This window comes from Desulfocastanea catecholica (assembly GCF_054657295.1).
In genome coordinates this window covers 1-26,866 of sequence record NZ_BAAHYZ010000004.1, presented here as the reverse complement: position 1 = coordinate 26,866, position 26,866 = coordinate 1, and the positions used below count along the sequence as shown (strand labels likewise).

Below are 26,866 nucleotides of genomic sequence, written 5' to 3'. Positions count from 1 at the left end.
TCAATAAATAAATTTGATGCAAAACGAGCGTGAAAGGCACCCCTGACATGCAATGGTCACTGGTTAGTTAGCCGCAAATATTGACGAAACAGAGCAGACCTGATATGCTTGTGGTAATTATTGCAGCTTATCCAGCACAGATAAAAATTCCTGATCTTGTCGATTTATATCACACCGAAAAATTCCTCTCCATGTCAATTTCGAATCCACCAAGAATTTTCCCCCCCTCCTTGTTCGGGCAGACACCAAGATGATTGAAAAAAAATCGACAAGGCGCCTTTCACGCCGGCATCGCTTAAGGTGGTGGCCCTTTATGTTGATCATCCTTGCTGCATGTATTTCAGTTGGATATTATGAGATCAAATCTTCCACCCTGCAGGCAAAATTCATCAGTGAATATGCCGCCAGCCTGCGTTACCGGGTTGCCGATGGAGCAAGTGACGAAATAGTCTTTCCCAAAAATGGCCCCTACGATATTCGTCTCGGTTATGTCCAGCTGCCGACTTTACTCGATAAATTGCAGCAAAACGGCATGGTTATCGGCAGGCAGGCCCGGTTCAGTGAGCCACTGCGAAACTATGCGGAAAAAGGTTTTCATATACCCTATAGCGAAAAAAGCCAGGCAGGCCTGCAGATTCTCGACGCTACAGGAGAATCGATGTACCGGATGATCAATCCGAAACGGGTGTATAATGATTTTTTTGACATCCCCTACAAGATTGTCCAGACATTGCTCTTTATCGAAAACAGGACCTTACTTTCAGAGCAGTTTCCGAAAACAAATCCGGCCGTTGACTGGGGACGTTTTGCCAAGGCACTTGTTGTACAGGCCGGCGAACTGGTCAATCTCGACATGCCGGCAATGGGTGGGAGTACCCTGGGCACCCAGATGGAAAAATTCCGTCATTCGGATAACGGTATGACCTCCTCGGCCAAGGAAAAACTTATCCAGATGGCTTCGGCAAGTGTGCGAGCCTATCAGGATGGGGAGGACACCTCTTTGTTCCGCAGACAGCTGGTGCTTGACTATGTCAACTCCGTTCCCCTTTCTGCAGCTCCAGGTTTCGGGGAAGTCAATGGTCTGGGGGATGGTTTGTTCGTCTGGTATGGGACGGAGTTTGACGAAATGAACCGGCTGTTGAATCTGCAGGATCCAACGGGGCCGGACCTCGAGAAACAGGCCCGGATCATAAAGCAGGTTGTCAGCCTGATGATTGCCCATCGGCGGCCATCTTTCTATCTTGTCGGGGGACGCAAGGAGCTGGCGATACTGTCGAACAGTTATGTCAGGCTGCTGGCCCAGAATGGCAGTATTTCCGAGGCCCTCAGTGAAGCGGCCCAGGCGCAGCCGCTTTTCTTTCGGGATTTCCGTAACAATGGAGCGGCGCGGCAGATCGTTAACAATAAGGGTGTAAATGTCGTTCGTAACCGTCTCGGCCCTCTTTTTGGTACCTCTCTCTATTCGCTTGACCGGATGGACATCACTGTCACCTCCACTTTGAACAACCGGTTACAGGAGCAGGTTAACCTTTATCTGAAAAACCTGGAAAAGAGCGATGTCGCCGGCAACTATGGCCTGCTCGGCAAGTATCTGCTGACCCCGGACCAGGCAGATGAACTCAGCTACAGTTTTACCTTGTTCGAGCGCACGCCAATGGGCAACATGGTACGGGTGCAGACCGATACCACGCAACTGCCCTTCGATTTAAACGAGGGAAGTAAACTTGAATTGGGTTCGACGGCCAAGCTGCGCACGCTGGCCACCTATCTCGAAATTATGGCCGAGCTGCATGCGGATCTCTCCGCGCGGCCGCCAGCCGAGCTCAAAAACCTGATGGAGCAGACCCGGGATACTCTTTCCCGCTGGGTCGGCTATCAGCTGCTGCAGAATCCGAGTATGCCGCTGAAAGCATTGCTTGAAGCCGCCATGCTCCGGTCATATTCAGCAAATCCTGGCGAGCGTTTTTTTACCGGTGGTGGTCTGCATACCTTCAGTAATTTTAGAAAGGAAGACAATCACAGAATGGCCACCGTAACCGAAGCGCTGCAATATTCACTCAACCTGCCCTTTGTCCGGATCATGCAGGATATCGTCCGGTACACCCAGGCCAGCCAATGGGAGAACAACCGGCAGATCGTCATCGATGACCATGATCCCCGGCGCAAGGTGATGCTCGATAAATTTATTGATCGGGAAAGCAGAGTCTTCCTCGCCCGTTTCTGGAACAAGTATCGCAACATGAACGCTGACCAACGGCTGGAAACTCTCCTGGCAGGCATGAATCCGCGAGCCCTGAGGTTGACTATCGTCCATCGCCATCTCCTGCCGGAGGCGGATCAGGATGCCTACATCCGGTTTATTCGCAGCCGGCTGCCGACAAGCACCTTAACGAACAGACAACTGGCGGGGATGTATGAAAAATACCAGCCGGGCTCGTACAACCTGCAGGATAAAGGGTACCTCGCTGCGGTGCACCCCCTGGAATTGTGGCTGCTTGACTATCTGCGGCAACCAGGTGATGTCTCTCTCCAGGATGCAATAATGAAAAGCACGGAGGTACGGCGAGAGGTTTACGGTTGGCTGATGCGTACCAAAGCGAAAAATGCCAGAGATTCCCGGGTCAGGATCGTGCTGGAAATAGACGCCTTTTCGGATATCCACCGGCGGTGGAAAAACATGGGCTATCCCTTTGATCATCTGGTCCCGTCGCTGGCCACCGCCCTTGGCAGTTCGGGTGATCGACCGGCGGCGCTGGCTGACTTGATGGGTATTATTATTAATGATGGGAAACGCATCCCGACGCACCGGTTTACCGAAGTCGCCTTTGCCAGAAATACACCTTACGAGACTATTGCCCAGCGTCCAAGGCCCAAACCAGTCCAGGTGCTGCGCCCGGAAATCGCCCAGGTTCTCAAGGAAACCCTGGGCAAAGTTGTCAGTGAAGGAACCGCCAAGCGTCTGGCGCAGAGCTTTCAGCAAGGGGACGGTCTGCCGCTGGCCATTGGTGGTAAAACCGGCACTGGCGATAACCGGATAGTAAATTCATCCTCGTCCGGGCACAAAACCTCATCCCGGACCTTGAACCGGACTGCAACCTTCGTTTTTTATCTTGGCGACAATCATTTCGGCACATTGATCGCTTTTGTCAGCGGTCGATCCGCCAACGCTTTCAGTTTTACCTCTGCGCTGCCGCTTCAGGTGCTGAAGGGAATGGTCCCGGTAATACAACCTTATATCAATACCGAGAATCAAAAAATTTCGGCGATCGCTGCGGCGGCGACAAGCTCTGACGGAGGCTGAAAACTTGTATTATTTTAATCGGTTGTTCTTGCTTGTTCTTGTCATAATTTTCTCACCGGGGCGATTGGTCGCCGCTGACCCGGCCGGGGAAATTCCCTCGGAAGATCTTTCCCTCGTCCAACAGGCATCGCCGGAAGAAACTTTGGACATGCTGACTTCGCTCGTTGAGTTGCAGCAAAATTTGAGAAAGCAGCTGGACCTGACTCGTCAGAAGGTTAAAACCAGCACGTCGGATGCGGAAAAGGAGAGACTGCAGGAGGAGCTGGCCCGCCTGGATAGGCAGTTGTCTGATTCCACCAAGGATTTTGAACGGATCGCTACCGGGGTGGAGATTGGTCTTTTTGTCGAGAAAAAAACCGAGACCTTCAGCTGGAAAGATGAGATTGCCACCCTCGTCGAACCGGCGATAAAAGAAGTGAAGATGTTGACGGTTCGTGCCCGGCAGAAGACAAAACTCAAGGATACCATTAATGAATTGTCAAATTTGACGCCCGTTGCCACCAACGCCGTCACTCAGCTAGAGCGATTGTACGAGGTTACCAAGGATCCGGACATCAAAAAACAGATCAAGGAACTGCTGCCGGAATGGCGCAATACCGAAAACAGGATCCGCAACAAACTCGAGCTTACTCGGCTTGAACTGAGCCAGATGCAGGACAAAGAAGGCAGTATTGTCGAGGGCTTCAGTAAGTCCATTCGTGATTTCTTTCGCGTTCGCGGCTTATATCTTCTGGTGGCCCTGCTCGCCTTTGGCACCATTGTTCTTTTCGGTCGTCTGTTGCATCGCCTGGTTTTCCGCTATCTGCCTGGGGTCAAACTGGACAAACGACCTTTCCATGTCCGGCTTCTCGACCTTTTACTGCGCGTATTCACCTTGGTGGCAGGCGTTATCGGCCTCTTTTTTGTGTTGTACGAGGCGGAAGACTGGTTTCTGTTGAGTATGGCCATCATCTTTTTTCTCGGCCTATTTTGGACCGTACGCCAGACTGTGCCGAGGCTCTGGCAGCAGGGGCGGCTGATGCTCAACATCGGTTCGGTCCGCGAGGGAGAAAGATTGCTGCTGCAAGGAGTCCCCTGGAAGGTTGAAAATATTCATGTCTTCTGCCGTCTGTTTAACCCTACCCTGGGCATGCACCTGCGGCTGCCGATAGAGGAGATTGTCGGCATGGTGTCCAGGCCGTATGCCCCGGAAGAACCCTGGTTTCCCTGCAAAAAGGGAGACTGGGTGGTGGTGGGGGATCGGCCCAGAACCAAGGTGGTCAGCCTCAGTCATGAGCTGGTGGAGACGGTTGAACGCGGCGGCAAGCGTTATCTCTTTCAAACCGGCGATTTCCTCGGACAGAATCCGGTCAATCTTTCCCGCAACTTCCGGCTGCGGGTAGTCTTTGGGGTCAGTTATGACTTGCAGGCGCAGGTGACCACCAGTATCCCGACGCTCTTGAAAACCTTCATCGAGGAGAAGATTGAAGAGGAAGGGTATGGCGATACCTGTCTCAATCTGCTTGTCGAATTTAAAGAGGCCGGAGCTTCTTCTTTAGATCTGCTGGTGATCGCCGACTTTAAAGGCGAGGTGGCGGACATCTATTCCAGGCTCGAGCGGGCGATCCAGCGCTGGTGTGTCGATGCGGCAACCCGATATAATTGGGAAATACCCTTTCCGCAGCTCACCTTTCACTGGCCGGCAAGAGACAGGATTCCTGCCCAGCGGATTTCCGACGAAGGCGGGCAGCAGGTGGTGCAGCCGTCTTGAAATCCGACTTTTTATGAGTTTATCAATGAGTGAAGGAGGGTGACATGAAGCGGGCACTTATTCTCGTCGATATACAGCAGGATTTTCTTCCCGGCGGGCCACTGGGGGTACCCGATGGCGATGCGATCCTGTCCTTTGTCGTCGATCTCGTGCGCAGCGGGCATGACTATGACCTTCTGGTTGCCAGTCAGGACTGGCATCCGCCCGGACATGGGTCCTTTGCCTCGGCCCATGCCGGAGCAGAACCGTTTACCCTGGGAGAACTCACCGGCCTGCCGCAGATGCTCTGGCCGGATCATTGTGTCGAGGGGACCAGGGGAGCAGGTCTGGCCGAGGAAATTGAAGAACTTTTAACACAAGAGGCAGCAGCAGGACGGCGGATCCACCGGGTCAAAAAAGGCATGGACCGCAATGTCGATTCCTATTCGGCCTTTTTCGACAATGCGCGGCGCCATGATACCGGCTTACAAACCGTCCTTTTGGAACAGGGCATCGGAGAAGTGGATGTTGTCGGTCTGGCCCTGGACTATTGTGTCAAATACACCGCCCTCGATGCCGCCTCCCTTGGTTTTCAAACCCGCGTCCTGCTGCAGGGAAGCCGCCCTGTCGACCCAGCCTCGCAGGCCCAGGTTGTGGCCGAGCTCGCCGATGCGGGTGTCGCCTGCGTGGCCGAGGCCCGGTGAAAATACCTGGGATCCAAGGCGCTTTTCAGGCAAGTCAGCTGTTATCCGACGATACTTTTGCGGCTGTCTGATAATTGGTGAGACTCACTCCGGTAAGGATGAGCAGGCCGCCGGCCAGAACGACCGGTTTCACTGATTCCCCGAGAATGAGCCAGGAGAGCAGGATGGAGAACAGGGGCACGAGATTGATAAAGATACCGGCCCTTGTCGCACCTATTTTCTTTATAGCTTGATAATACAGAGAAAAACCAATGGCGGTGCCGAAAAAACCCAGGTATGCCAGACTGGTCCAGTCAACGGAAGTTATGGTTGACAGGCGGCTGAACAGCCCTTCGCGGGCCGCCGGCACGGCAAGGAGCAGAGTCCCGATCATCGATGAGTAGCAGACGGCACTCAGCGGGGAGAGTGTCTGGAGAACCGATCTGCCGATAATCGAGTAGGCGGACCAGCTGAGGACGCAGCCGAGCAGGGCCTGTTCGCCGGGGCCGAAACCGCCGGTAAAGAGTGCGCCGGGATGACCATTGCTGATAACTGTGACGGCTCCGCTCAGAGACAGGAGAACTCCGCAGGATTTCAGGGCGGTGAGCCGTTCGCGCAGGAAGAAGGTGGCGAAAATGGTTATGACCAGCGGGGTGCAGGATATTATCAGCGAGGCGCGACCACCACTGATATGGTGCAGACCGTTAAAGAAAAAGACATTGTAGGCGAAGACACCGGTCATCCCCAGCAGGATAAGCGGCAGCCACTGCATTTTTGGAGGCCAGAGGAGTTTTTTCTCGACCAGCAGGGTGACGACAAGCATTGCCGAGGAGGCAATGACAAATCGTAAAAAAGCGGCACTGGCCGGTGCCACCGAATCGGCCAGCAGTCTTCCTGCAATGAAGGTACCGCCCCACAGCAGCATGGTGAAGACCAGAGAAAAATAGGTTAAAAGAGGCATAAGCGGGGGTGCTGAGCAGGTGGTATGTTAAAATTTTTCGACATCCATCAGAGAGCATATACTTTCCACTGCATATGCTGTCAACTTTTTCGTTTATCTCGGCATGCACGGCAGGGGAGCAAAGGGCAGGACGGTTGAGAAAATGAGGGGGTGCCGGTGGGCAGGAAATGGAAAAACGAAGAAATCAGCTGGATTCTCTACGATGTGGGGAATTCCGCCTTTGTCCTGATCATGGTGACGGCACTGATGCCGATCTTTTTCAAGGATGTCGCGGCGGCCGGGATGAGCGGCGCCGAGTCAACGGCAAACTGGGGTTTTGCCAATTCTACGGCATCTTTTATTCTCGCCGTCCTCTCGCCGATTCTTGGCGCCCTGGCTGATTATAAGGACATGAAGAAACGCTTTTTCCTCTTCTTCATCTTTCTCGGCATGGTTTTTACCCTTCTGCTGCTCTTTGTCGAGGCAGGGCAATGGTTGCTGTGTCTTGTTTTATTTGTCTTTGCCCGGGTGGGCTGGGCCGGGGCGAATATTTTTTATGACGCCTTTCTGGTTGACGTCACCAGTAAGGAACGCATGGATATTGTCTCCACCCGGGGCTATGGCTATGGCTATGTCGGCAGCGTTGTGCCTTTCCTGCTCATCATCGGCCTCATCCTCAATGAAGGTATGCAGGACGGCTTGCCGGTCGGTCCCCTGCGGGCGTCTTTTGTAATCGTCGCTTGCTGGTGGTTGCTCTTTTCGCTGCCGGCAATGAAAAACCTGCGCCAGAGACATTATCTCCCCGCCGACACCAGTCGAATTGCTGGAAGTCTGACGAGGCTCTGGCATACGGTGAAAGAGGTCCGGCAGCACAAGCAGGTGTTTCTATTTCTGGCGGCCTACTTTTTTTATATAGATGGGGTCGGGACGATAATCACCATGTCAACCGCCTACGGCCGGGATCTTGGCTTCGGGGTGACCATGTTGATTGTCATGCTTCTTTTTATCCAGATTGTCGCCTTTCCCTTTGCCCTGCTGTTTGGCCGCCTGGCGGAAATGTTTTCAACCAGGCGAATGCTCTTTGCCGGGATCGGCGTCTACTGTCTGGCGACCTTTATGGCTTTTTTGCTGCCGGTCATCGGGGACCCATTGCATAAAACCATAACTTTCTGGTGCATCGCCTTTCTGGTCGCCTCTTCCATGGGCGGATTACAGGCACTGAGCAGAAGCTATTACGGCAAACTCATTCCGGCGGAAAAGAGCGCCGAATTTTTTGGTTTTTATAATGTGTTCGGTAAGTTCGCGGCGATAAGTGGGCCTCTCCTGATGGGCTTGGTCGGACGTATGACCGGAGAGACACGCTGGGGGATCCTGAGTATTCTCCTGCTGTTTATTATCGGCAGTGTTCTGCTCGGCGGTGTGAAGGATTCCGCCGAGTAGGCTCAGGACGTCTGCGCGGGCAGCTTACAGGCGTTGAGAAAATTTTTGATGCCGTCGATATCCTTGAGACGACCGTAGACGGTGATCACATCTCCGACATGCAGCTGTGTATGGCCCCGGGGAATGAGGATCTGGCCGCCTCGCTTGATGGAAACCATATTGATGGTCTCGGGCAGGGACAGATCCTTGACCATCGCGTTACTGCAGGTGTCTTCTTCCTGCAGGACAAATTCGACATAGCCGTTTTCTTTCTGTTTTCTCAGTTCCACCTGATGTTCGACAATCTGTCCCCGCTGCTTCCGGACAATACCGACATCGTAAGCTCGAAGGATATCGCTTCTGCTGATGATGCCGCAGAGTCTGCCGGAGCCGTCACGCGAGATAACCGGCAGCCTGGCCAGATCCCGGGGAGACATTTTTTGGATGGCGACCCATATCGGCTCGTCGGGGAAGACGGTAATCGGATCTTCCACGGCCAGATCGGACACCTTCATGCCCCGTGAACTGAAATTTTCCTGTGACTGTGCCCGGTGGACATCCTGAAGGGTGATGATGCCGCAAAGTTTGTTGTCGTCGGCCAGTACCGGAAAGCCGAGGATGTTGGTCTCCTGGAACAGGGCCATTGCCTCGGAAATGGAGGCGTCCTTGTGTACGGTTACCGGCTTGTTCTTCATTACTTCGCTCACCTTGACACCCTGCATGATATCCATATCCCGGCCTTCAACAAAACGGACGCCGCGCTTGGCAAGTTTCATGGTGTAAATGGATTCCGGATGCAGCCACTGGGAAAAATAACTGGCGGTAACTCCGGCGACCATCAGCGGCAGGATCATGAAATAATCGTTACTCATCTCAAAAACGATGAGCATGGCGGTCAGTGGCGCCCGGGCGGTGGCCGAGAAGAGCGCCGCCATGCCGACCAGGGCAAAGGCCCCGGTATTATTGCCGATAGAGGGAAACCAGTAACTGAACAGGTGGCCCATGGCACCGCCGAGCATGGCTCCGGTAAAAAGTGAGGGCGCAAACACACCGCCCGAATTTCCCGAGCCAAGGGTGCAGGAGGTGGCGAGCGGTTTGAGAAAGATGAGCAGTATTAAAATCCACAGCGGGGCATTGCCTTGAATTGCCGCCTCAATGAAGGGGAAACCGGAGCCGTACATATGCGGGATGGGGGTATCCAGTTCTGCCCCATGCGCAGCCGAAGCGACCGGAAAGGTGAGATTGGGCAGATGCATATAGAGCAGACCAAGGACTCCGAGGAGCAGGCCGCCGACCGCCGGTTTGAAAAGCTGGGGGAATTTCCAGCGGTCAAAAACGTTCTCGGAAAAATTGAGCATGCGCATGAACATGATGCCGACAATGGCAGCGACGAGGCCAAGGATCAGATACAAAATGATCTCCAGGGAACTGTTGATGCTGTAGCTTGGAACCTGGAAGGCAAATCGGTCGCCGATGATGGATCGGCTGACCACGGAGGCGGAAACCGCAGCAATGACAACATTGCCGAAGGCCCGCATCTGCAGGCCGCACATAAGTACCTCGATGGCAAAGGCCACACCGGCAATGGGTGCATTGAAGGTTGCGGCAATTCCTGCCGCCGCACCACAGGCGACGAGATTACGGATACGTTCGTCGGAGAGTCGCAGGACCTGGCCGATGGAGGAGCCGAGCGCCGCCCCGACCTGGATGATCGGGCCTTCACGACCGGCTGATCCGCCGGTGCCGATACACAGGGCCGACGCGGTAATCTTGGCCGCAGCCACCCGGGCGCGGATACGGCCACCCCGCAGAATAAGGGCCTGCATAACTTCCGGTACCCCGTGTCCTTTTGCCTCCTGCGCCATGAGGATAAGAGGACCGACGAGCAGACCGCCGAGAATCGGCACTATCAGATAAATCCATTTTCCGAGGAAAGGAAGAAGGTCGGAGAATGAGCCGTAGGAAAGATCCTGGATGGCAAAGATGAGTTTGACAAAGAAAACAGAAGCCAGACCGGTACTTGCCCCGACAATAACCGAGAGAATCAGAAGAAGAAGTCCTTCAGGGGGGGAAAAACGGTCAAGATACCAGCTGAAGATGGAGCGTTTAGGGGTCATTTAAGGTTCCGCCAGGGAAAAACAGTGCCGTTTTCGTCTGTTATAGGATGTGATGCCGCCAATTGACAGCTCAACTGCCGCAACAAAGGGGTAAAAAGAGTATACGGGTAATACCGGTATACCTAGCAAAAAGGCATGCACATCTCTTGCCCTGAACCTAGAATTAATACCGCTTTCCGGCAAGAGATTCAATAAATTTTTATTGGGTATGTGGCCGGACCGGCGAATTTTCGGCAAGATGGGTTTTTCGCCGGTTATTCGTAAGGCTAGCTAAACTGCATGGCCTTACGTGCCTCCTGACGAAGAAGCATATCAACAATGACCAGGGCGGCCATCCCCTCGACAATGGGGACGGCCCTGGCGACGACGCACGGATCGTGGCGACCTTTTGCTGCAAGTATCGCCGTTTCCCCTGCAAAATCAACGGTATTCTGGGGCAGGGAGATAGTTGCCGGAGGTTTGAAGGCGATGCGCAGCTCTATCGGCTCACCATTGCTGATACCGCCCTGGACCCCTCCTGAATTGTTGGTGGTCGTCCCCAGCCGGCCACCTTTTCGGGTAAAAGGGTCGTTATGCTCGGAGCCGCGCATGCGTGTGCCGGAGAAGCCTGAACCGATTTCAAAACCTTTTGTCGCCGGGATGGCCAGCATCGCCTGAGCCAGTTTTGCCTCAAGTTTGTCAAAGGTCGGCTCGCCCAGGCCAACTGGTACATTGCGGATAACGCAGGAAACAATACCGCCCACCGAGTCACCCTTTTCTTTCAGTGCTGCAACCATTTTCTCCATTTTTTCAGCGGCGGCATGGTCTGGACAGCGGATGATCGTGGCATCGACGTCGGCCCGGCTAATGACCTTGCTGTCTATTGGGCCTGCATCGATTTCCCCGACACTGCTGACCCAGGCAACGATGTCGATATTAAATTTTTCCTGCAGTATTTTGCCGGCGACCGCCCCCGAGGCCACGGTACCGATAGTCTCCCTGGCGCTCGATCTCCCGCCGCCGGAAGACGCCCTGATGCCATATTTCATCTGGTAGGTATAGTCGGCATGGGAGGGGCGGGGGATGTCACGCATCGTGCCGTAATCCTGCGGCCGCTGGTCCTTGTTGGCTACCTGCAGGGCAATGGGCGTGCCCAGGGTTTTACCGTTCTCCGTGCCGGACAGGATACTCACCTGGTCGGCCTCCTGCCTGTCCGTCGACAGCGCACTCTGGCCGGGGCGTCGCCGGTCGAGTTGCGGCTGAATGTCTTCCGCCGAGAGCGAAAGCCCCGGCGGGCAGCCATCAATGATGACGCCGACTGCTTTACAGTGGGATTCTCCAAAAGTACTTATACGAAAGAGTGTACCGAAACTGCTCGACATGAAGAGTTCTCCTCTCAATAATTGCTGAAGTTACCGGAAAGTTTCAAAAAAGGTCCCTGGAACCGATGGATGGGTTTTGATTTTCTACAGTGTGTATGAAATCCTTGTTTGTAAAGTTTGATGACGTCGCAAAACTCTTCATCTGCTTCGGTGTTTCTCCGGAGATTATCATTTTCTCTCTCATTGTGACTGTCTGTCGACCCCGCGCATGCGTCGATACCATACGGCAAGGGTGGCCGGAGATACGCCGAGGCCATGGCCGCAAACGATGGCCTGATTGATCAGGGTCGTGCGTACGATACCGATATTTTGCCAGCGACGGGCCGAGGTGATGACCCGCTCCGGCAGGATGATGATCTTGCCTGCTTCTTTTATTTTCCGTATGAAAACGAAATCCTCCATTATCGCCATCTCGGGAAATCCGCCTATGGCGTCAAACATCCTTTTGCTGACAAAAAACGCCTGGTCGCCATAGGGTAGCTGCAGCACGCGGGAGCGCAGATTGGCGAACCAGGCAATGGTTGCCAGGCTTCGTGCCGGACTGTCGATGGCTAGCGAAAAGGCGCCGGCGGCAAAGGATGGCAGGCGAACGGCGTCATGAATGAGCCGGCAAAAATTATCCGGCAGCAGGGTGTCCGCGTGGAGAAAAAGCAGCACCTCGCCCCTTGCTGCGGCGGCACCCGCATTCATCTGTCTGCCCCGCCCTTTTGCGCTGGAAATGGTTCTGCAGCCGGTTTTTTCAGCCAAGGTGAGCGTTGTGTCGCTGCTGCCGCCGTCGACGACAATCACCTCGCAGTTTTTCTCGTTGCCAAGCCGAGCAAGGGTTTTACCGAGAACCTGTTCCTCGTTCAGGGTTGGGATGATGATCGACAGCGCTAACGTCATAGCAGACCTCGGGCTTTGGCCAGGGACAGGTCGGCGGGAAGGTCGATGTCCTGCAGAACAGGCAGGGCGGCAGCATCATAGCCTGCCTGCCGCAGGCGATCCATGGTAACACCAAAAAGGTCCGCGCTCGACCAGACCATTTGGTCAAAAAGTACAGGCAGGAGCCGTGTCGCCTGCCGGGCGACGAGGCCAATCAGATAATAGCCGCCGTCTGCACTGGGACCTATGACCACCTCTTTGGTGCCGAGCAGACAGAGAAAGGCCTGGTGCAGGAGACCCTCGTTGATATCCGGGATATCGCTGCCGATGAGCACGGCCGTCTGCGCCCCCTCGGCAAAGCTGTGCGTAAAGGCTGCACACATGCGTTGACCGAGATCCCCCGTCGTCTGGGCAACACAGCGCACCGGCCCCAGCCAGGAGGTCAATTTTTCGCCGCTGCCGCCGCTATAGTGGACAATTGTCTCTGTACCGCATCGCTTCGCAAGCAGCTGTGCCTGCACGACCACTCTCTCGGTAAGGCGTTTTTGCAGCAGGGCGGCACCGTCGGCGCCAAGCTGTGCTATAAGTCTGGTCTTGGTTTTTCCCGCCTCGGGATATCTGGTAAAAAGCAGCAGTCGGCTGTTGGTGTACATGATTGGGGAGACCTGTCAGCTTTTCATGAACGGTTGAAAGAGAGAACGAATGAAGGAAAGATCCATATATTCTTGCAGTTTTAGTCGGGTGTCCTCGTTGTGGATGCCGCTGTAGTCGGTCTGGTAGGCGACCCAGGCCATGGCTGACCAGGAGATGCCGCGCAGCAGAACAAAGGGGAATTTGAGTCGCAGGCGATCTTCCAGAGTGTCGCGCAGGTGGGCCGAGCGGATGTTTCGTGCGTAGGCGCGGAGAAAAAGAGCGATGGCTTCACCAGAAAAACGAAAACCGGTTTTCCACAGTGTGGTGAGCGGCGAGCAGAAATGGCAGAGGTCGGTTGACGGGTCTCCCCAGCGCGGCATCTCCCAGTCGATGAGGTGGGTTGTCTGCTTGGCCCGGTTGACAATGAAATTTCCGGAATTGACCTCGGTGTTGACAATGCACAACCACGGATCGTCAAGAAAGTACTGCTCCTTGGCCTTCGCCGTTGCCGCCCAGGCGGTCACCTCGCCCAGAAAACGACACATATCCGCATCGGCCAGCTCGGAGCTCAAGTAGGTCTGCAGCAGACCGACGCATTCGTCATAGATCAGCGACAGCGGCTGTCGTTCAACAATCAGGTGATTGTTCGAGGCGGCAACCTCCACCTGGTGGACAGTTGCCAGGGTTTTTGCCGCCCCGTCCAGATCGAGCTGGTAGTCGAGCGGAACTCCGGGCAGATAGCGCATGATCGAGATGCCCCGGTCGATGAGGCGACGGCTGTCATCGACAAAACAGGGGATCGGGGTAACCCCTGAATGCTGCAAAAGCTGCAGTGCCTTGTATTCATAAACAATCTGGTCCTGTCGATTGATCTGGCTGGCCATATTGACGCGAAAGACCAGCTGGGTCTGTGCCGATTGCAAAAGGTAGTTGAGGTTATATTCACCCTTGGCCAGCGGGGAGACGGTGAATTTCCGTCCGGCCATCGTCGGCACGTCATCCCAGCACTGTCGCCGGAGATAATGCTGTACCCTGTCAAGATAGTGAGTAAAAGGGTCGTGGAGCGGTTTCATGATGCCTCGACCTTGGGAAAAATATGCAGTCGCTCTGGAGGGAAATGCAGCCAGACGACTTGCTCCGGATGAACATCGGCGCGAAGGCTGATCACGGTAAAAGTTATGCCCGCAGTCTCGACACGCAGGCGGATTGTCGAGCCTTCAAATTGCAGCTCTCGTATCTTGCCGGCAGTGACGTTGTCTCTTTTTTCGGAAGAGAGCACGATATCCTCCGGCCTGATCATCGCCGTAGCCTCGGGACATTCGCCAAGAGATGTCGGGCAACTGCCCAGATCACTCTCGAACAGGCCGTTGCGAATTCTGCCATGCAGAAAATTTGTACAGCCGAAGAAACGGGCGACTTCAACATCGGCCGGCCGATAGAAGAGTTCCGTCGGCGTGCCGGTCTGGCGCAGGCTGCCGTCGAGCAGCAGGCAGATCCGGTCACTGATGGCAAAGGCCTCACTCTGATCGTGGGTGACAAAGAGCATGGTCGTTCCGGTCTGGGCCTGCACGCTGCGGATCAGTTGCCGCATCTGCTGGCGAAGCTCCGCATCGAGGTTGCTCAGTGGTTCGTCAAGGAGCAAAACCGAGGGCTCGAGGACCAGGCCGCGGGCCAGGGCCACCCGCTGCTGCTGTCCTCCGGAGAGCTGGTGAATTTTCCGGTTTTTCAACCCTTCCAGGCCGGTTATGGCAAGTATCCTGTCGATCTTTTTTTCCGCTGTCGGCTCGGTCATTTTGGCCATCTTCAGGCCAAAAGCGATATTTCGGCCAACATCGAGAAAGGGAAAAAGCAGGGGTTTCTGGAAGATCATCACCGTGTCACGTTTTTCGGCCGGCAAGTGATCGACACTTTCGCCGTTTATGATAATTTGTCCGGAGGCGGGTTGCACTAAACCGGCGATTGCTTTTAAGATAGTCGTCTTGCCCACGCCGCTGGGGCCGAGCAGGGAGACCATTTCGCCGTCATGAATATCTAAAGAGAGGTCGCTGATAACCGGTTTTTCATCGTAGCGGAGGGTCAGGTTCCGTAGTTGCAGCTGTCCCATCAGCGTACTCCCTGCAGGCCATGACGGCCAAGGTTATGGGCACTGCCCAGCAGCGCAAGAAAGGCCGGAAAAATAAAGACCAGACTGACTGCGGCAGCTACCGGACGATCGCCGCTGTCCATCAGGGAGAAGAGCAGGATCGGCAGGGTGAGCATTTTGCCGCCACCGATAATAAGCGTACTGAGGTATTGCGACCAGGAAAGAAGAAAAGAAAATAAAGCGGCGACGGTGATCCCGGGCAGGATCATCGGCAGCGTTACCTGCAGGAGAACCCTGATCGGCGAGGCACCCAGCGATCGGGCCTGCTCTTCAAATTCCGGATTATAGTCGGTGAACACGCCCCAGAGGACAAAGATGGTGTAGGGCAGACAGAAGGTGAGATGGACCAGCACCACCCCGATGAAGGTTTCGGCCAGTCCCAGGCGGATAAACCAGAGATGCAGCCCCATGGCAACGGACAGCGGCGGGACGATTATCGGCAGAATAAGTAATACTGCAAGCAGCTTCTTACCGGCAAAGTCATACAGGCCGAGGGCCCTTCCCGCCGGGATGCCGAGGAGCAGCGACACCAGTGTGGTCACCAGGGCCAGGGCAAAACTGATGAACAGGCCGGAGACGAGCTGGCTGCCGGCGGTACCGAAGACGTAACTCCAGGCCCGTGGCCCAAGGGCCTGCGGCAGCAGATCCGGATAGAACCATTTTTCACTGATCGACCAGAGCACCAGCGGCAAAAAGGGCAGCAGCACGGTAAACAGCAGCGACAGGAGCAGCAGGCGTGGTGATCTCATATCGAGAGCCCTCTTTTGCGGCCGAAATGCAGGAGCAGCTGGGAGGCAATGATCGCCAGGATGACGATCACGGCGATGATCAGGCCGATGGCTATTCCTTCCGGCCGGGCCAGGAGATCGATGTCACTGTAGTTTTTGTAGGCCCAGACGGGCAGCGCCAGAGGGTAGGTGCGGCCGAGCAGATAGGGCACCTCAAAGGCGCCGAAGGTAAAAGCAAAGACTATCAGGCAGGCGGAACCGAGGCTGGGGGCGATGATCGGCAGGATGATGTACATAAAGCGCTGGCGTCTCGACGCGTTGAGGGTCGATCCCGCTTCGAGCAGTTCCGATCCCATGTTCTTCAGGACGGAGAGCAGCATAAAGGTGATAAACGGCACTTCCTTCCAGATATAGACGATAAGGATGCCGATGCCCCAGCCGTCGTTGACCAGGAGTGGAAAATCCGCCGGCGACGAGATGATCGACAGGGTCGAGAAAAGCCGGGAAAAGAGTCCTGACGGTGTCAGCAGCAGGATCACCGAGAGGGCAATCACCAGATGGGGAACGGTGAGGGGAATCTGCAGGAGGAAATTGATGGCCCGGCTGTCCGCCGCCCAGCGCGTGAGGGCAAGGGCGAGCACGACACTGATGCAGGCGGCGATCACGGTCGAGGTTGTGGCAATATACAGGGTGAGCGTCAGGCTTTTAGCAAAATCGGCATCTTGCAGAACATGGAGAAAGTGTTGGCCGCTGATGGTCGACAAAGCCTGCGACGGCACATGACCGAGGGCCTGCAGCAGGCCGAGCAGCAGACCTCCGCCGAATAGCAGGAGGATAATGCATAAGGCCGGAGCGAGCAGGGCGAACAGCCGCCGGGCCGAGGTCCTGCGCCTTGTATGCGCAGGAGGTGCGGCGGAGGAGGGCAAACGCACCATTATCTGTTTTTCAGCACGTGTTCTATCCACCCTTTTTCCAGCTCAACAAGAATTTTGCTTGGCGGTTCCGGCAATTGATGGGACTGGAGTTCCGCATCGCCAAGTGTAGCCGGTCCGCGAGGCAGGGCAGCAAATTTTTCCTGCCACGGCAATGGCAGCCTGGATGGTGTGATCGCCGGGAAATCCCCCCAGACCTGCGGGATTGCCTTGTGCAGCTGGGCGGCCGGTGAGAGGAGAAAGTTGGCCACGACCATCGCTGCCGCAGTATCTTTTGCGTTGTAGGGAATGGCAACAAAATGGGTATTGCCGATAGTGCCTTCGTCGAAAATGAAGGTGCGCACCGTCGGCGGGAAGAGGCCGTCGAGAATGTTCCGTGACGCCTCGCCCTGGTGATAGGAAAAGGAAAAATCAATTTCCCCGTCGGCAAAAAGGGTATTCATCCTCACCGGCGATTCCGGATAGGTATCGCCCTGTCGCCATAAAGATTTTTTCAGCTCACGCAGGATGGTGTAGGTGGCCTCGGCCGCCTTGGTGAATGCAGCCTGGGAATACTCGCCCTGCCAGGTATCGACACTTCCGGCTACGTGATAAAAAATATGCCGGACAAAGGCCGAACCGGTGAAATCCGGCGGAGCCGGGTAGGTGAATCGCCCGGGATGGGCCTTGATCCATGCCAGCAGAGCCTCGATCGACCGGGGAGGCTCGGGGGTTCTTGCCGAATCGTGGATCATGACCATCTGGGCACTGCCCCAGGGCGATTCCAGGCCGTCGACTGGTGTGCCGAAGTCGTTTTGTACCGTCGGATTTGACCAGTCGACCAGGTACTGATTCGGCAGGTTGTCAGTAAAAGGGCCGTAGAGCAGCTTCTGCTGCTTACAGGTGCGGAAATTTTCACCGTTGATCCACATGAGATCGACGCTGCCGTCACTATCCTTGCCCGCCTGTTTTTCCACGACCAGTTTGCCGACCACCTCGGCAATATCTTTTACCGGGACCTGGCGCAGGGTTATGTCGTATTCTTTTTTCAGTTCAGTAGCCAGATAGCCGTTGACGTACTGATTGACGGCCGGGAAACCGCCCCACATGTACCAGTCGACAGTCTGACCTCGGGCCGCTTTTACCGCTTCCTCCCAGGAGAGGACCCTGGTTTGTGCTTCTGCCGGGCAGAAGGCCGGGAGGGCGAGAAAGGTCAAAAACACAATTACGTAGAGGGGAAAAAAACGGCATGTGTTTTTCATAGGTTTTGGGCTCTTTTTAAGGTTATTATCGACAAAGTCAGGGGTGGAAAACGCGTTTCCCCTTTTCCACTACTTTCTTTAATTGGCGATTGATTCTATGGGCAGGATGGTCACCCTGTTGCGACCATTTTTTTTTGACAGAAAGAGTCCTCGATCAGCGATATGTATCAGTTCCTGCTGCATCACGTGGTTATGTGGCGATAAGTGGACACCGCCGCAACTGATGGTGATTTTAATCGCCGCTTGCTTATGTATCGTTGTTACGGCCTCGGCACAGCGCCGCAGACGTTCGGCGAAAACTTTCAGCCCCGTCTGGGTTGTTTCCGGGAGTACCACGGCAAACTCTTCGCCGCCGTATCTGGTGAGTATGTCACTGGGTCGGACAGCAGCGCTGATGGCTTGGGCCAGATTGATCAGGACCTGATCGCCCGCAGGATGGCCGTGGGTATCATTTACTTCCTTGAAAAAATCGATATCAAACATGATCAGGCTCAGCGAGTGCTTATAGCGTTTGGTACGGATCATTTCCTTGCTGAGCGCTTCCTGGAAATATCGATGATTATACAGACCGGTTAAACCATCGCGATAAGCGAGTTCCTCCAGGCGGATATTGGCTTTGCGCAGTTCATTGGCAAATCTTTCCGATTTCTCTTTCGATTCCTTGAGTTCCAGCACCAGATGTTCATAGGAGAGGTTTAATTTGCCCAGTTCGTCATTGGCTTCCTGCAGCATCTGTGAATAGGGCTTCAGTTGGCCTGAATCGATTTCAAATATCTTCAGGATGTCAAGACTCTTCTCGGCAACGTTGTCCAGAAGCGTTCTCGTTTGGTCGGCGGTGATATTGAAAAAATCGGCCATCTTTGTCTGCAGCTCCCGGACGGTTTCGGCAGTTTCCGTATTGCTGTAAATTATAGACAGCAGATTTGCCACATAGAGGATGGAAGATGTCCTGCGATCTTCTTCGGGGGCGAGTTGCGGCTGGTGATGGTAGCGTATCGGCCGGACAATGGACTGCGGGATACCCCAGTTTTCCAGGAGCGTGCAGCCGAGCTGCTGGTGATCAAACTGATACATCTTTCGTTCTGCACCGATCTGGTCTGTTGCCCGGTCCATGCTGCATTGCTCCAGGGTGGCAACATATTCCCGGTCTTTATTCAGGAACATGATCAGCACTCCGATATCCTGAAGAAGGGCGGTAACGAAAATATCCTCATTTTTTTCCTGCAGCAATCCGGTAACCAGTTCCGCCGCCACCGCCGATGTTACCGAACGACGCCAGAAATATTCAAAATCAAAGGAGGAGTCCGTTTCCCCGCGTAGACTACCGGCGATGACAAAGGAGAGGGCGATGTTTTTAATGACGTTGGTGCCGAGGATGGACACCGCCCTGTTGACATTGGATACTTTGTAGGGCAGTGCATAAAATGCTGAATTGGCAATACGCAGCAGTTTGCAGGTAAGTGCCGGATCCATCGAAATTATTTTTTCCAGATCGTTGTGGGAACTCTCCTCGTTTTGGATGGTTTTTAGGATCTGTGCGGCGATCGTCGGCGGCGAAGGAAGATTGATCTGCTCGCCGATCAGCCGCTGAAGCGTATTATTTACAATGTCTGTCGCCATTTTTTTGTCCTGTTGTAGATCAAAATGAGAATAATTAATAATATCTCTGTTGACGAAATATGCAAATAATTTCAGTGTAGCAAAAAATAATTGAATGAGGAGTGAGCATGCGAATTATTGCCGCACCGAACGCCTTCAAGGGAAGTTTGAGGGCCATGGATGCAGCCATGGCCATGAAAAAGGGTATCCTGGCGGCAATGCCCGATTGTCACGTGGTCTGTGTTCCGGTTGCCGATGGCGGGGATGGACTGACCGAGGTCTTGGTAGAGGCTCTTGCAGGGACACTCATTGAGACGACGGTGCTGGGGCCGAGGCTGGAACCGCTCTCTTCCCTCTTTTGTCTGGCCGAGGCGAAAGGGGTTGCGGTCATAGAAATGGCCAAGGCCAGCGGCCTTGCTCTTCTGCCGAAAAATGAGCAGGATCCAACAAAAACCTCCACCTATGGCACCGGACAATTGATTCGGGCGGCTCTGGATAAAGGTGCGCGGCGAATTATCGTCGGCCTTGGCGGCAGCGCCACCTGCGATGGTGGTATCGGCATGGCCTCGGCTTTAGGCTATATATTTCTGGACAACAAGGGTACAGCGCTTGTGCCGATCGGCAGCTCACTGCGGCTGATTCATACCATTGACGGAGGTAAGGTGGACAAGCGGTTAAAAACGGTGGTGGTTGAAGGGGTTTGTGACGTAACCAATCCACTGATCGGGCCAAATGGCGCATCGCACGTTTATTCCTCGCAGAAGGGAGCATCTCCTGAGCAGATTATCGAGCTTGATGCCGGGTTGGAAAATTTAGCCCGGGTCATTGACCGGGATATGGGTATCGACATCCGTCATATGGCTGGAGCCGGGGCGGCAGGAGGGCTTGGCGGAGGATTACATGCTTTTCTGGGGGCGGAGCTGCGCAAGGGAATTGACCTGGTCATCGATATCGTCAAGCTGAAAGAAAAGATCCGTGGTGCCGATCTGGTATTGACCGCTGAGGGGCGGATTGATTTCCAGACGAAATACGATAAAGCCCCGGCCGGTGTCGCCCGCGCCGCCCAGGAGGCCGGCGTACCGTGCATCGCGGTTTGCGGCGGTGTGGGCGAAAGAATTGATGAATTGTATGATGTTGGAATCGATGCCGTCTTTTCCATCTGCACCGGACCGCAAACGCTCGAGTCGGCAATGCAGGATGGTTTTAACCTGCTGAGCCATGCGGTGGAGCAGGTGGTCCGCACCTTTCTGGCAGGCAGGCAAGGACGGTGAGGGTGTGAACCGAACGGCGGTTTATTTTCCCAGCACCAGGTAGAAAACTATCTGCAGCGATTCCCTGAAAAGTATGGTTCCCGGTTCGAAAGCACTCTGGCTGTCCGTCGCGGCCATCTTATACCTGGCCTCCATAAAAGGGGCGCTGGAAACCGATGGTGCCATCGAATAGACAGCGCCGATTTGTTCCGGCAGATGGGCCACCATGATCCGGGCCTTGTTCATGCCGTCGGCGATTGCCGCAGCCAGTGCCTCCTGGCGCAATTCTTTTTCCTTCGAGGAGCTGAGGCGGGTGGAATGTATCTGTGCCACTCCGGCATCGATAATTGATCGGATAAGGTCATCATAGCGGCTCAGGTCCCTGAGCGTCACGTCGACGGTTCTCGACACCTCGGTGCCGACATAGATCTGCGCCTGGTTGTTCCAGTTGTAATGCGGTGTGATCTGTAACTGGGCCGAACTGATATCCTCTTTGGCTATGTCCAGCGCTGCAAGGGCATTAATCAATTGTATCGATCGCGCTTCGATACTGTTTCTGGCCGCAGCCACTTCAAGGCCGGTTTCTGTGATGCTCAGGGAAAGGGTAAGAATATCCGGCGTGGTACGCAGCTCAGCTTCTCCGGTAACGACGATATGCGGCACATCCGGCAGGGAGCCGGCAAAGGATGCAGGGACGAAAAAAACAAATAAAAATAAGGTCAGGTATGCTTTCATGGATTGTCCCTGGGGTTTCGTCGGCTGTTCGACCAAATGACCGGCTTTTTTGGGTGTTGGTTCGTGCACGTTTGATCGGTGTGATTCCTCTGTCCGGCAGAATATAGTAACCCGCCGATTGAATCGTCAAACTATTTCTTCACACCATATACTCACGGAGACATTTAATCTTCTTGAAGAACTAAAAAAATATTGGTATCAATGTCGTCGGACGGAGGAGTGCCGGAGCGGCCGAACGGGACGGTCTCGAAAACCGTTGTGGGGGAGACTCCACCCAGGGTTCGAATCCCTGCTCCTCCGCCATTTATAGAGCTATGCCAATAATTTGATGTACTTATTGTTATGCTCTTTCTGCTATACAACCAACGTTCCCCCCCATCCCAAATTCTTATCAGTTTTCCGTTGTCCCAAAAATGTTGATTCCAGTAGCTGCCTTTCGGCTTTTTGCATTTTGATGTACTAAATTTGACCCGCCACTATTTTGTATGATACGCTAATCAACGTACGCATTAATACCTGCTGCTACCGGGTGTGTTTTGTTTTTTTGACTGTCACCCAAAAAGGTATTTTCGCTTGAAGCAGGATTATGAGTACGTTTTCATTGGGGGGATAGAAAGACACAGGAAGGGACATTGCTCTGGAATATCCGGTTTATCTCACTTTGTAGTAAGCTCCCGTGGCACGGTGCAGTTAAATTTTTGGAAGATAAAGCTCTCTGGAATCAAAAATGAAATCAAAACGGCGTGCTTTGAGATTCTCCTGCGGCCATCACCAGGTGAGCTACAAGACCGCCTATGATGCTGGTGAAGCGGTGCTGCTTAATGTCTCTACTGTAGGCTGTGCATTTGAACAACCGAGTCTGCCACTGTCGATGCAGGAAAAGGTCCTCGTCTCCATTGCGTTGCTTGGCGAGGATTCCGTTATCCAGGCACAGGGAGTGGTTGTGAGGGTCGAGAATGGGTTTACGGCCATCTGCTTTACTCTTTTGGAGACCGAGGATCAGGAGCAGTTGATAAAATATTTTGCAAAAAAAATGCGTAAAAAATGACAGCGAAGCGGTCTCATGCTTCATCTGCAGTCCAGCTATTACTGTTATTATAGAGGATATAGGGAGGTAAGGTCACAGGCCAGAGCATGGAACAGGTTATTGCCCGACAGCCGATACTGGATATCAATAAAAGACTCTATGGCTATGAGTTGCTCTACCGCGGGGCATCCGGTAATATGCTGGGCCAGGTGAGTGGTGAACAGGCGACCGCGAGTCTTCTTTCCAGCGCTTTTCTCACCGGCGATATAGAAATTATCTCAAATAATCGACTTTGTTTTATCAACTTCACCAAGGATCTGCTGGAAAACAACCTTCCTCTCAACTTTCCCAAAACGAAGATAGTGGTAGAAATCCTCGAAGATATCGAACCGACCGCCGAGATAATCTCTATGTGCCGAAACCTGAAGGAAAACGGCTATACCCTCGCTCTCGATGATTTTGTTTATGACAGAAAATTTGAACCCCTACTCGAGCTCGTAACCATTGTTAAGATTGATGTCCGTCTTACTCCCCTCAACACCTTGGTCCGAACCCTTAACCATCTCAAGTACCATCAGGTCAAGCTGTTGGCTGAAAAGGTTGAAACGGAAAATGAATTTGTGCTCGCTAATCGTATGGGGTTTTCTTATTTTCAGGGTTATTTTTTCTGTAGACCTGAAAAGATCAGGATCAGGGAAATATCATCAATTAAGGCAAATCTGCTTAGGCTCCTGGCGGAGATGGCAAGAAAAGAATGCGATATCGATCGATTGCGTGATATAATTTCGACGGATGTGGCGATTACCTACAAATTGCTGCGATTTTTGAATTCTGCCTATTTCTATCGTCTTCAGGAGATCAAGTCGGTGACGCATGCTGTGGCCTTTCTTGGCGAGAAGGAGCTGAGGCGGTTTGTCATGCTGATTGTCATCTCGGAGCTGGCTTCCGAAAAACCGGAAGAACTGGTGCGGATGGTCCTGGTGCGTGCCAAATTTTGTGAGCTGCTGGGGAATTCAGTGTCCCTTTCAGGAAGTGAATGTAGCGATCTCTTCATTATTGGACTCTTCTCCTTACTCGATGCAATGTTGGACATGCCAATGTCGGGGATTTTGGAGAAACTACCTATCAATGCAGTTGTTAAGGATACCCTGTTGGGAAAAGTAAATACCTATACTGGTTTTCTTCGCCTGTCCGAGGCTTTTGAAAGAAATCGGAAAACTGAGTGCAAGAAACTCCAGTACGACCTGTTGCTCACAGACGATCAATTACGAGAAAGTTACCTCGAATCTGTCAAATACGCCAATCACCTCTCCTGAGATGTTTTCACTTTTCCACCAGATATCCCTCCCTTTCGGTAATTTTCGATCCAGTTGAGATCGAATATAGCTATCTGGACTTTTGAAATCTTGTCGGCGGCACCTTCCAGCTGAAGCCTTACAGTTGAGTATGTATTTCTACAATAAAGGCTGTTTACTCAAAACGCCCTCCTCGAAGCCATCGATAATTTCGCCCTCGCCTATTGTGAAGACCAGAGGTACTTTTCCGACTGATGAATCAAAGATGCTGCCATTCGCAAGTTTACCAGTATAGTGAACGGAGACCATTGCCGGAGATAAGGGCTCTAGCTCATGGCGCTTTCTTGCAGTGCATCTCCGGTTGCCCATAGCCCCAGGTGATTGTCGCGGCCCCCTGATGTTCCCAGAAGGTTTCATTACGGCCCTGGTACCTGGTTCCGCTCCCGCTGGGCTGCAGGATCATAAAGGAAGTTTCATCGCCGCGTGCAGCAATCAGCGTTGGCGGCACAGTTTGGTTGAACCAGCGCAATCAAAACGACAAAAAGAACAATCAGCAGCATGTTCATCAACAACCTCCTTGCCCATTGCAATATCATCTTAAAGGCCTGCCTCAGTAATTTGTCGAATCGCCTATGGCCAATTTCTCACGATGGCCGTGACGATTAAATCACTTTTTAGAGATCTTCCCTTTTCCAATAAAAAGAACAACTTTAACTTGTCTCTTCAATAAGCTCATCAAAGCTCTCTTTGACTTGCTCGGCATTTTCGGCTACGGCGGCCTCAAGTTCGTCGAGTTCCACCTCTGGGTTGAGTGATGCTGCAAGCGGTGTACTGGCCATTACCACGAATTTTCCACGCTCATTCTTGGCATGGCCCCGATCCATCGATCTGCTGATGGCAAACAGGCAGATTACTAAAAGCATAGTGGCTAGACTTCCAAAAAAACCTGCTGGGCCTAGGTACTCCATGGCGAGTGCAGTTACTGGCGTGCCAATAGTCGCACCGGTGGCGCTTATCAGCACGAGTGTACCACTGGCTGCAACCATCTGCGTTGGCGTAAGATAGTCGTTGGTATGCACACCGCACAGCGAATATAAAGGCATGGTCAAGCCTCCGACACAAGCAATCAGAGCATAATGAATCAATCCTGTATCCGTATAATATATAGCAAAAATTGCAGTACAGGCTCCGACCAAAGCCGAGATGATAATTACCAGCGAACGGCCGACTGTGTCAGAAAGCCAACCGAGAGGGTACTGGAAGACAAATCCTCCCACAATCAAGGCCCCCATAAAAATGGAAACCTGGTGGGTGGACATCCCCATCTCTGCACCGTATACCGCTCCCATACCAAATATTGCCCCGTAGCACATACCGTTGATCAACATTCCGAATACACCAAGAGGAGATACCCGATAAAGCTTCAGAATGGAGATGTTTTCCATCACTTCGAACTGGGGGGTAGGTGCAACAGAAAGCAAAATGGGTATCAAGGCGATACTGATCAACAGCGAAGCAAGAACGAACAGCTCGTAACTTGAGGGGTGCCAGAGGTTCAGCAGCATCTGTCCGCCTGCCATGCCGCCTAAAGAGACCAGCATATAGACCGAAAGCAACTTACCACGGGAGCCGTTGTCCGAAGCCTCGTTTAGCCAGCTCTCGGCAACGATGAAGAGCCCAGAGTACGAAAAACCGGTAACAATCCGCATGGCACACCATGTGAACGGATCGACGAAAACCGCCTGGACAAGTATGGCCGTCGAGGCAAGTGAGGCAAGAGCGCCGAAGGTGCGGATATGTCCCACCCTTCTCACCATCTTAGGTACTATATTGCACCCGAGGATCAGCCCCATGAAATAGCCGGACATGACCAACCCGGTGATGGTCGTACTGAATCCTTCCAAGGAAGCACGCACGCCCAGCAGGGTGCCCTGCAGACCGTTGCCGAGCATGATAAGGCCCATTCCGCAGAATAGTGCCCAACAATTGGTGATGATCGCAAGCATGAGTATCAGGTTTCCTCAAAGGCCAAGATTGTTATGTGTATACAAACGGTTCATTTTCAGGCCGACCATATAGGAAAACCACTCCACCTGCCACCATAAACTGTAAATGATTATATTTTCGTTTTTGACAATTAACTAAGGTTTCGGTTAACCCTCAGTTAGTTTCTTGCAAGCTGCCTGACACACCTTCCAAAGTGATCAGCAAAAACAATCTGGAAACATTTGGGAAGGGAGGCTAGTGAAAATGTGATAGGCATTCGGCCTCGTAAGAACAAGAACTTCACAGTAGGACTGTCCCCGTTTTATACATTATCCATTTTATGGAGGAAAAAGATGTTGCTTTTTGTCTGGCGTCACAGCAAACGCTTTTCCAGCTGGTCCATGCTGGATGAGCCGCATATCCACAAGGAAAATTATCTACAGGCTGATGTAACGGTGCTGGCACCATCCAAGGCCGAGGCCCTGGTGCTGCTCGAGCGCAATGGCAACTGGAATATCGAGGAGCTGCAGCGGATCGAACCCGAGGTCCTTTCCCTGGATCAACCTCGTATCGTCACCAGCCATATCGCATTTCAATAGAACGTTGGCACTCGGCATCTCCACCTGTGCTGAGTCTCTGTTTAAAAACGGGACATATATATTGAATTCACTCAATAGATTTACAATCAGTATTTCTAGATCAGGAGCGATATGGACTTCGATCCGCTGTCAAGGTCGAATATAGCTATGTTGACTTCGAAATCTCAGTCGACAGAATCTTCCGGGTCAAATGATTCTATACCTTTATCGAAGAGATTCTGAAATTATCTTCAGACCATATAAGGTAGATTATCGCTTTGTTCCGATGGTTGATACGAAAGTAG

The 26,866-nt window shown here is 53.2% G+C and carries 23 protein-coding genes and 1 tRNA gene; 9 read left to right on the top strand and 15 right to left on the bottom strand.

The genetic code is table 11. From position 1 onward, the window contains the following. The first annotated feature begins 313 nt into the window (after positions 1 to 313). Genes ACYQ8U_RS04865 through pncA form a run of 3 tightly spaced genes read left to right on the top strand, consistent with a single transcriptional unit; the run spans position 314 to position 5,734 of the window. On the top strand, positions 314 to 3,301 hold the full coding sequence (locus ACYQ8U_RS04865) for a transglycosylase domain-containing protein (protein WP_459944394.1): 2,988 nt from the start codon (positions 314 to 316) through the stop codon (positions 3,299 to 3,301). Positions 3,302 to 3,305: 4 nt separating this feature from the next. Next, positions 3,306 to 5,051: a hypothetical protein gene (locus tag ACYQ8U_RS04860; protein WP_459944393.1), complete on the top strand. Its 1,746-nt coding sequence runs from the start codon at positions 3,306 to 3,308 to the stop codon at positions 5,049 to 5,051. Positions 5,052 to 5,095: 44 nt separating this feature from the next. Further along, positions 5,096 to 5,734, top strand: a complete 639-nt coding sequence (pncA, locus tag ACYQ8U_RS04855) for a bifunctional nicotinamidase/pyrazinamidase (RefSeq protein WP_459944392.1) — start codon at positions 5,096 to 5,098, stop codon at positions 5,732 to 5,734. Positions 5,735 to 5,768: 34 nt separating this feature from the next. Here pncA and ACYQ8U_RS04850 read toward each other — a convergent pair whose 3' ends face one another. Beyond that, complete coding sequence (locus ACYQ8U_RS04850) at positions 5,769 to 6,674, bottom strand: DMT family transporter (RefSeq protein WP_459944391.1); 906 nt, start codon at positions 6,672 to 6,674, stop codon at positions 5,769 to 5,771. Positions 6,675 to 6,830: 156 nt separating this feature from the next. Here ACYQ8U_RS04850 and ACYQ8U_RS04845 point away from each other — a divergent pair, with 156 nt between their 5' ends. Further along, entirely contained in the window at positions 6,831 to 8,093 is a 1,263-nt protein-coding gene (locus tag ACYQ8U_RS04845) for an MFS transporter (protein WP_459944390.1), read from the top strand. A 2-nt stretch (positions 8,094 to 8,095) separates the two neighbouring features. On the opposite strand, the gene ACYQ8U_RS04840 is transcribed toward ACYQ8U_RS04845, so the two are convergent. The 10 genes from ACYQ8U_RS04840 to ACYQ8U_RS04795 form a co-directional block, all read right to left on the bottom strand. Continuing rightward, entirely contained in the window at positions 8,096 to 10,189 is a 2,094-nt protein-coding gene (locus tag ACYQ8U_RS04840) for a chloride channel protein (RefSeq protein WP_459944389.1), read from the bottom strand. Between the two features lie 266 nt (positions 10,190 to 10,455). Next, the gene (gene aroC, locus ACYQ8U_RS04835; protein WP_459944388.1) at positions 10,456 to 11,550 is read right to left on the bottom strand and encodes a chorismate synthase; all 1,095 of its coding nucleotides are present in this window, start codon (positions 11,548 to 11,550) and stop codon (positions 10,456 to 10,458) included. Positions 11,551 to 11,730: 180 nt separating this feature from the next. Further along, on the bottom strand, positions 11,731 to 12,435 hold the full coding sequence (locus ACYQ8U_RS04830) for a TIGR04283 family arsenosugar biosynthesis glycosyltransferase (RefSeq protein ID WP_459944387.1): 705 nt from the start codon (positions 12,433 to 12,435) through the stop codon (positions 11,731 to 11,733). Then, entirely contained in the window at positions 12,432 to 13,067 is a 636-nt protein-coding gene (locus ACYQ8U_RS04825) for a TIGR04282 family arsenosugar biosynthesis glycosyltransferase (protein WP_459944386.1), read from the bottom strand. Before ACYQ8U_RS04825 ends, ACYQ8U_RS04830 begins: the two co-directional genes overlap by 4 nt. Before the next feature lie 15 nt (positions 13,068 to 13,082). Then, positions 13,083 to 14,120 carry a phosphotransferase family protein gene (locus ACYQ8U_RS04820; protein ID WP_459944385.1) on the bottom strand — a complete coding sequence of 346 codons (1,038 nt, stop codon included), beginning with the start codon at positions 14,118 to 14,120 and terminating at the stop codon, positions 13,083 to 13,085. Next, complete coding sequence (locus ACYQ8U_RS04815) at positions 14,117 to 15,151, bottom strand: ABC transporter ATP-binding protein (RefSeq protein WP_459944384.1); 1,035 nt, start codon at positions 15,149 to 15,151, stop codon at positions 14,117 to 14,119. The genes ACYQ8U_RS04820 and ACYQ8U_RS04815 overlap by 4 nt, the downstream gene beginning before the upstream one ends. Next, the gene (locus tag ACYQ8U_RS04810) at positions 15,151 to 15,939 is read right to left on the bottom strand and encodes an ABC transporter permease (RefSeq protein WP_459944383.1); all 789 of its coding nucleotides are present in this window, start codon (positions 15,937 to 15,939) and stop codon (positions 15,151 to 15,153) included. The genes ACYQ8U_RS04815 and ACYQ8U_RS04810 overlap by 1 nt, the downstream gene beginning before the upstream one ends. Beyond that, complete coding sequence (locus ACYQ8U_RS04805; protein ID WP_459944382.1) at positions 15,936 to 16,883, bottom strand: ABC transporter permease; 948 nt, start codon at positions 16,881 to 16,883, stop codon at positions 15,936 to 15,938. The genes ACYQ8U_RS04810 and ACYQ8U_RS04805 overlap by 4 nt, the downstream gene beginning before the upstream one ends. Continuing rightward, positions 16,853 to 18,091: an ABC transporter substrate-binding protein gene (locus ACYQ8U_RS04800; RefSeq protein ID WP_459944381.1), complete on the bottom strand. Its 1,239-nt coding sequence runs from the start codon at positions 18,089 to 18,091 to the stop codon at positions 16,853 to 16,855. Before ACYQ8U_RS04800 ends, ACYQ8U_RS04805 begins: the two co-directional genes overlap by 31 nt. A 78-nt stretch (positions 18,092 to 18,169) precedes the next feature. Further along, positions 18,170 to 19,711, bottom strand: coding sequence for a sensor domain-containing diguanylate cyclase (locus ACYQ8U_RS04795; RefSeq protein WP_459944380.1), 1,542 nt, complete (start codon positions 19,709 to 19,711; stop codon positions 18,170 to 18,172). A 107-nt stretch (positions 19,712 to 19,818) separates the two neighbouring features. Between ACYQ8U_RS04795 and ACYQ8U_RS04790 the strand changes: the two genes are divergently transcribed. Next, positions 19,819 to 20,961: a glycerate kinase gene (locus ACYQ8U_RS04790; RefSeq protein ID WP_459944379.1), complete on the top strand. Its 1,143-nt coding sequence runs from the start codon at positions 19,819 to 19,821 to the stop codon at positions 20,959 to 20,961. 21 nt (positions 20,962 to 20,982) lie between these two features. Here the strand turns inward: ACYQ8U_RS04790 and ACYQ8U_RS04785 are convergent, their stop codons facing one another. Continuing rightward, on the bottom strand, positions 20,983 to 21,744 hold the full coding sequence (locus ACYQ8U_RS04785) for an SIMPL domain-containing protein (protein ID WP_459944378.1): 762 nt from the start codon (positions 21,742 to 21,744) through the stop codon (positions 20,983 to 20,985). 144 nt (positions 21,745 to 21,888) lie between these two features. On the opposite strand from ACYQ8U_RS04785, the gene ACYQ8U_RS04780 reads away from it, so the two are divergent. The 3 genes from ACYQ8U_RS04780 to ACYQ8U_RS04770 all read left to right on the top strand — a co-directional run bounded on the left by ACYQ8U_RS04780 (position 21,889) and on the right by ACYQ8U_RS04770 (position 24,018). Continuing rightward, positions 21,889 to 21,978: transfer RNA gene (locus tag ACYQ8U_RS04780), tRNA-Ser, on the top strand. A gap of 424 nt (positions 21,979 to 22,402) precedes the next feature. After that, positions 22,403 to 22,723, top strand: a complete 321-nt coding sequence (locus ACYQ8U_RS04775) for a PilZ domain-containing protein (protein ID WP_459944377.1) — start codon at positions 22,403 to 22,405, stop codon at positions 22,721 to 22,723. An 86-nt stretch (positions 22,724 to 22,809) separates the two neighbouring features. After that, positions 22,810 to 24,018 carry an EAL and HDOD domain-containing protein gene (locus ACYQ8U_RS04770; RefSeq protein ID WP_459944376.1) on the top strand — a complete coding sequence of 403 codons (1,209 nt, stop codon included), beginning with the start codon at positions 22,810 to 22,812 and terminating at the stop codon, positions 24,016 to 24,018. Between the two features lie 138 nt (positions 24,019 to 24,156). Here the strand turns inward: ACYQ8U_RS04770 and ACYQ8U_RS04765 are convergent, their stop codons facing one another. The 3 genes from ACYQ8U_RS04765 to ACYQ8U_RS04755 all read right to left on the bottom strand — a co-directional run bounded on the left by ACYQ8U_RS04765 (position 24,157) and on the right by ACYQ8U_RS04755 (position 26,003). Further along, on the bottom strand, positions 24,157 to 24,306 hold the full coding sequence (locus ACYQ8U_RS04765) for an FKBP-type peptidyl-prolyl cis-trans isomerase (RefSeq protein WP_459944375.1): 150 nt from the start codon (positions 24,304 to 24,306) through the stop codon (positions 24,157 to 24,159). 22 nt (positions 24,307 to 24,328) lie between these two features. Further along, complete coding sequence (locus ACYQ8U_RS04760) at positions 24,329 to 24,460, bottom strand: MliC family protein (RefSeq protein ID WP_459944374.1); 132 nt, start codon at positions 24,458 to 24,460, stop codon at positions 24,329 to 24,331. A 247-nt stretch (positions 24,461 to 24,707) separates the two neighbouring features. Then, a complete protein-coding gene (locus ACYQ8U_RS04755; RefSeq protein WP_459944373.1) occupies positions 24,708 to 26,003 on the bottom strand; it encodes an MFS transporter in 1,296 nt (431 codons plus the stop codon). A gap of 333 nt (positions 26,004 to 26,336) precedes the next feature. On the opposite strand from ACYQ8U_RS04755, the gene ACYQ8U_RS04750 reads away from it, so the two are divergent. Next, entirely contained in the window at positions 26,337 to 26,582 is a 246-nt protein-coding gene (locus ACYQ8U_RS04750; RefSeq protein WP_459944372.1) for a hypothetical protein, read from the top strand. Positions 26,583 to 26,866: the final 284 nt, after the last annotated feature.

Coding starts and splice junctions, on each gene's coding strand:
- ACYQ8U_RS04865 (WP_459944394.1), top strand. CDS start 314: ATGTTGATCATCCTTGCTGCATGTATTTCAGTTGGATATTATGAGATC.
- pncA (WP_459944392.1), top strand. CDS start 5,096: ATGAAGCGGGCACTTATTCTCGTCGATATACAGCAGGATTTTCTTCCC.
- ACYQ8U_RS04850 (WP_459944391.1), bottom strand. CDS start 6,674: ATGCCTCTTTTAACCTATTTTTCTCTGGTCTTCACCATGCTGCTGTGG.
- ACYQ8U_RS04840 (WP_459944389.1), bottom strand. CDS start 10,189: ATGACCCCTAAACGCTCCATCTTCAGCTGGTATCTTGACCGTTTTTCC.
- aroC (WP_459944388.1), bottom strand. CDS start 11,550: ATGTCGAGCAGTTTCGGTACACTCTTTCGTATAAGTACTTTTGGAGAA.
- ACYQ8U_RS04830 (WP_459944387.1), bottom strand. CDS start 12,435: ATGACGTTAGCGCTGTCGATCATCATCCCAACCCTGAACGAGGAACAG.
- ACYQ8U_RS04825 (WP_459944386.1), bottom strand. CDS start 13,067: ATGTACACCAACAGCCGACTGCTGCTTTTTACCAGATATCCCGAGGCG.
- ACYQ8U_RS04820 (WP_459944385.1), bottom strand. CDS start 14,120: ATGAAACCGCTCCACGACCCTTTTACTCACTATCTTGACAGGGTACAG.
- ACYQ8U_RS04815 (WP_459944384.1), bottom strand. CDS start 15,151: ATGGGACAGCTGCAACTACGGAACCTGACCCTCCGCTACGATGAAAAA.
- ACYQ8U_RS04810 (WP_459944383.1), bottom strand. CDS start 15,939: ATGAGATCACCACGCCTGCTGCTCCTGTCGCTGCTGTTTACCGTGCTG.
- ACYQ8U_RS04800 (WP_459944381.1), bottom strand. CDS start 18,091: ATGAAAAACACATGCCGTTTTTTTCCCCTCTACGTAATTGTGTTTTTG.
- ACYQ8U_RS04795 (WP_459944380.1), bottom strand. CDS start 19,711: ATGGCGACAGACATTGTAAATAATACGCTTCAGCGGCTGATCGGCGAG.
- ACYQ8U_RS04790 (WP_459944379.1), top strand. CDS start 19,819: ATGCGAATTATTGCCGCACCGAACGCCTTCAAGGGAAGTTTGAGGGCC.
- ACYQ8U_RS04775 (WP_459944377.1), top strand. CDS start 22,403: ATGAAATCAAAACGGCGTGCTTTGAGATTCTCCTGCGGCCATCACCAG.
- ACYQ8U_RS04770 (WP_459944376.1), top strand. CDS start 22,810: ATGGAACAGGTTATTGCCCGACAGCCGATACTGGATATCAATAAAAGA.
- ACYQ8U_RS04765 (WP_459944375.1), bottom strand. CDS start 24,306: ATGGTCTCCGTTCACTATACTGGTAAACTTGCGAATGGCAGCATCTTT.
- ACYQ8U_RS04760 (WP_459944374.1), bottom strand. CDS start 24,460: ATGATCCTGCAGCCCAGCGGGAGCGGAACCAGGTACCAGGGCCGTAAT.
- ACYQ8U_RS04755 (WP_459944373.1), bottom strand. CDS start 26,003: ATGCTTGCGATCATCACCAATTGTTGGGCACTATTCTGCGGAATGGGC.
- ACYQ8U_RS04750 (WP_459944372.1), top strand. CDS start 26,337: ATGTTGCTTTTTGTCTGGCGTCACAGCAAACGCTTTTCCAGCTGGTCC.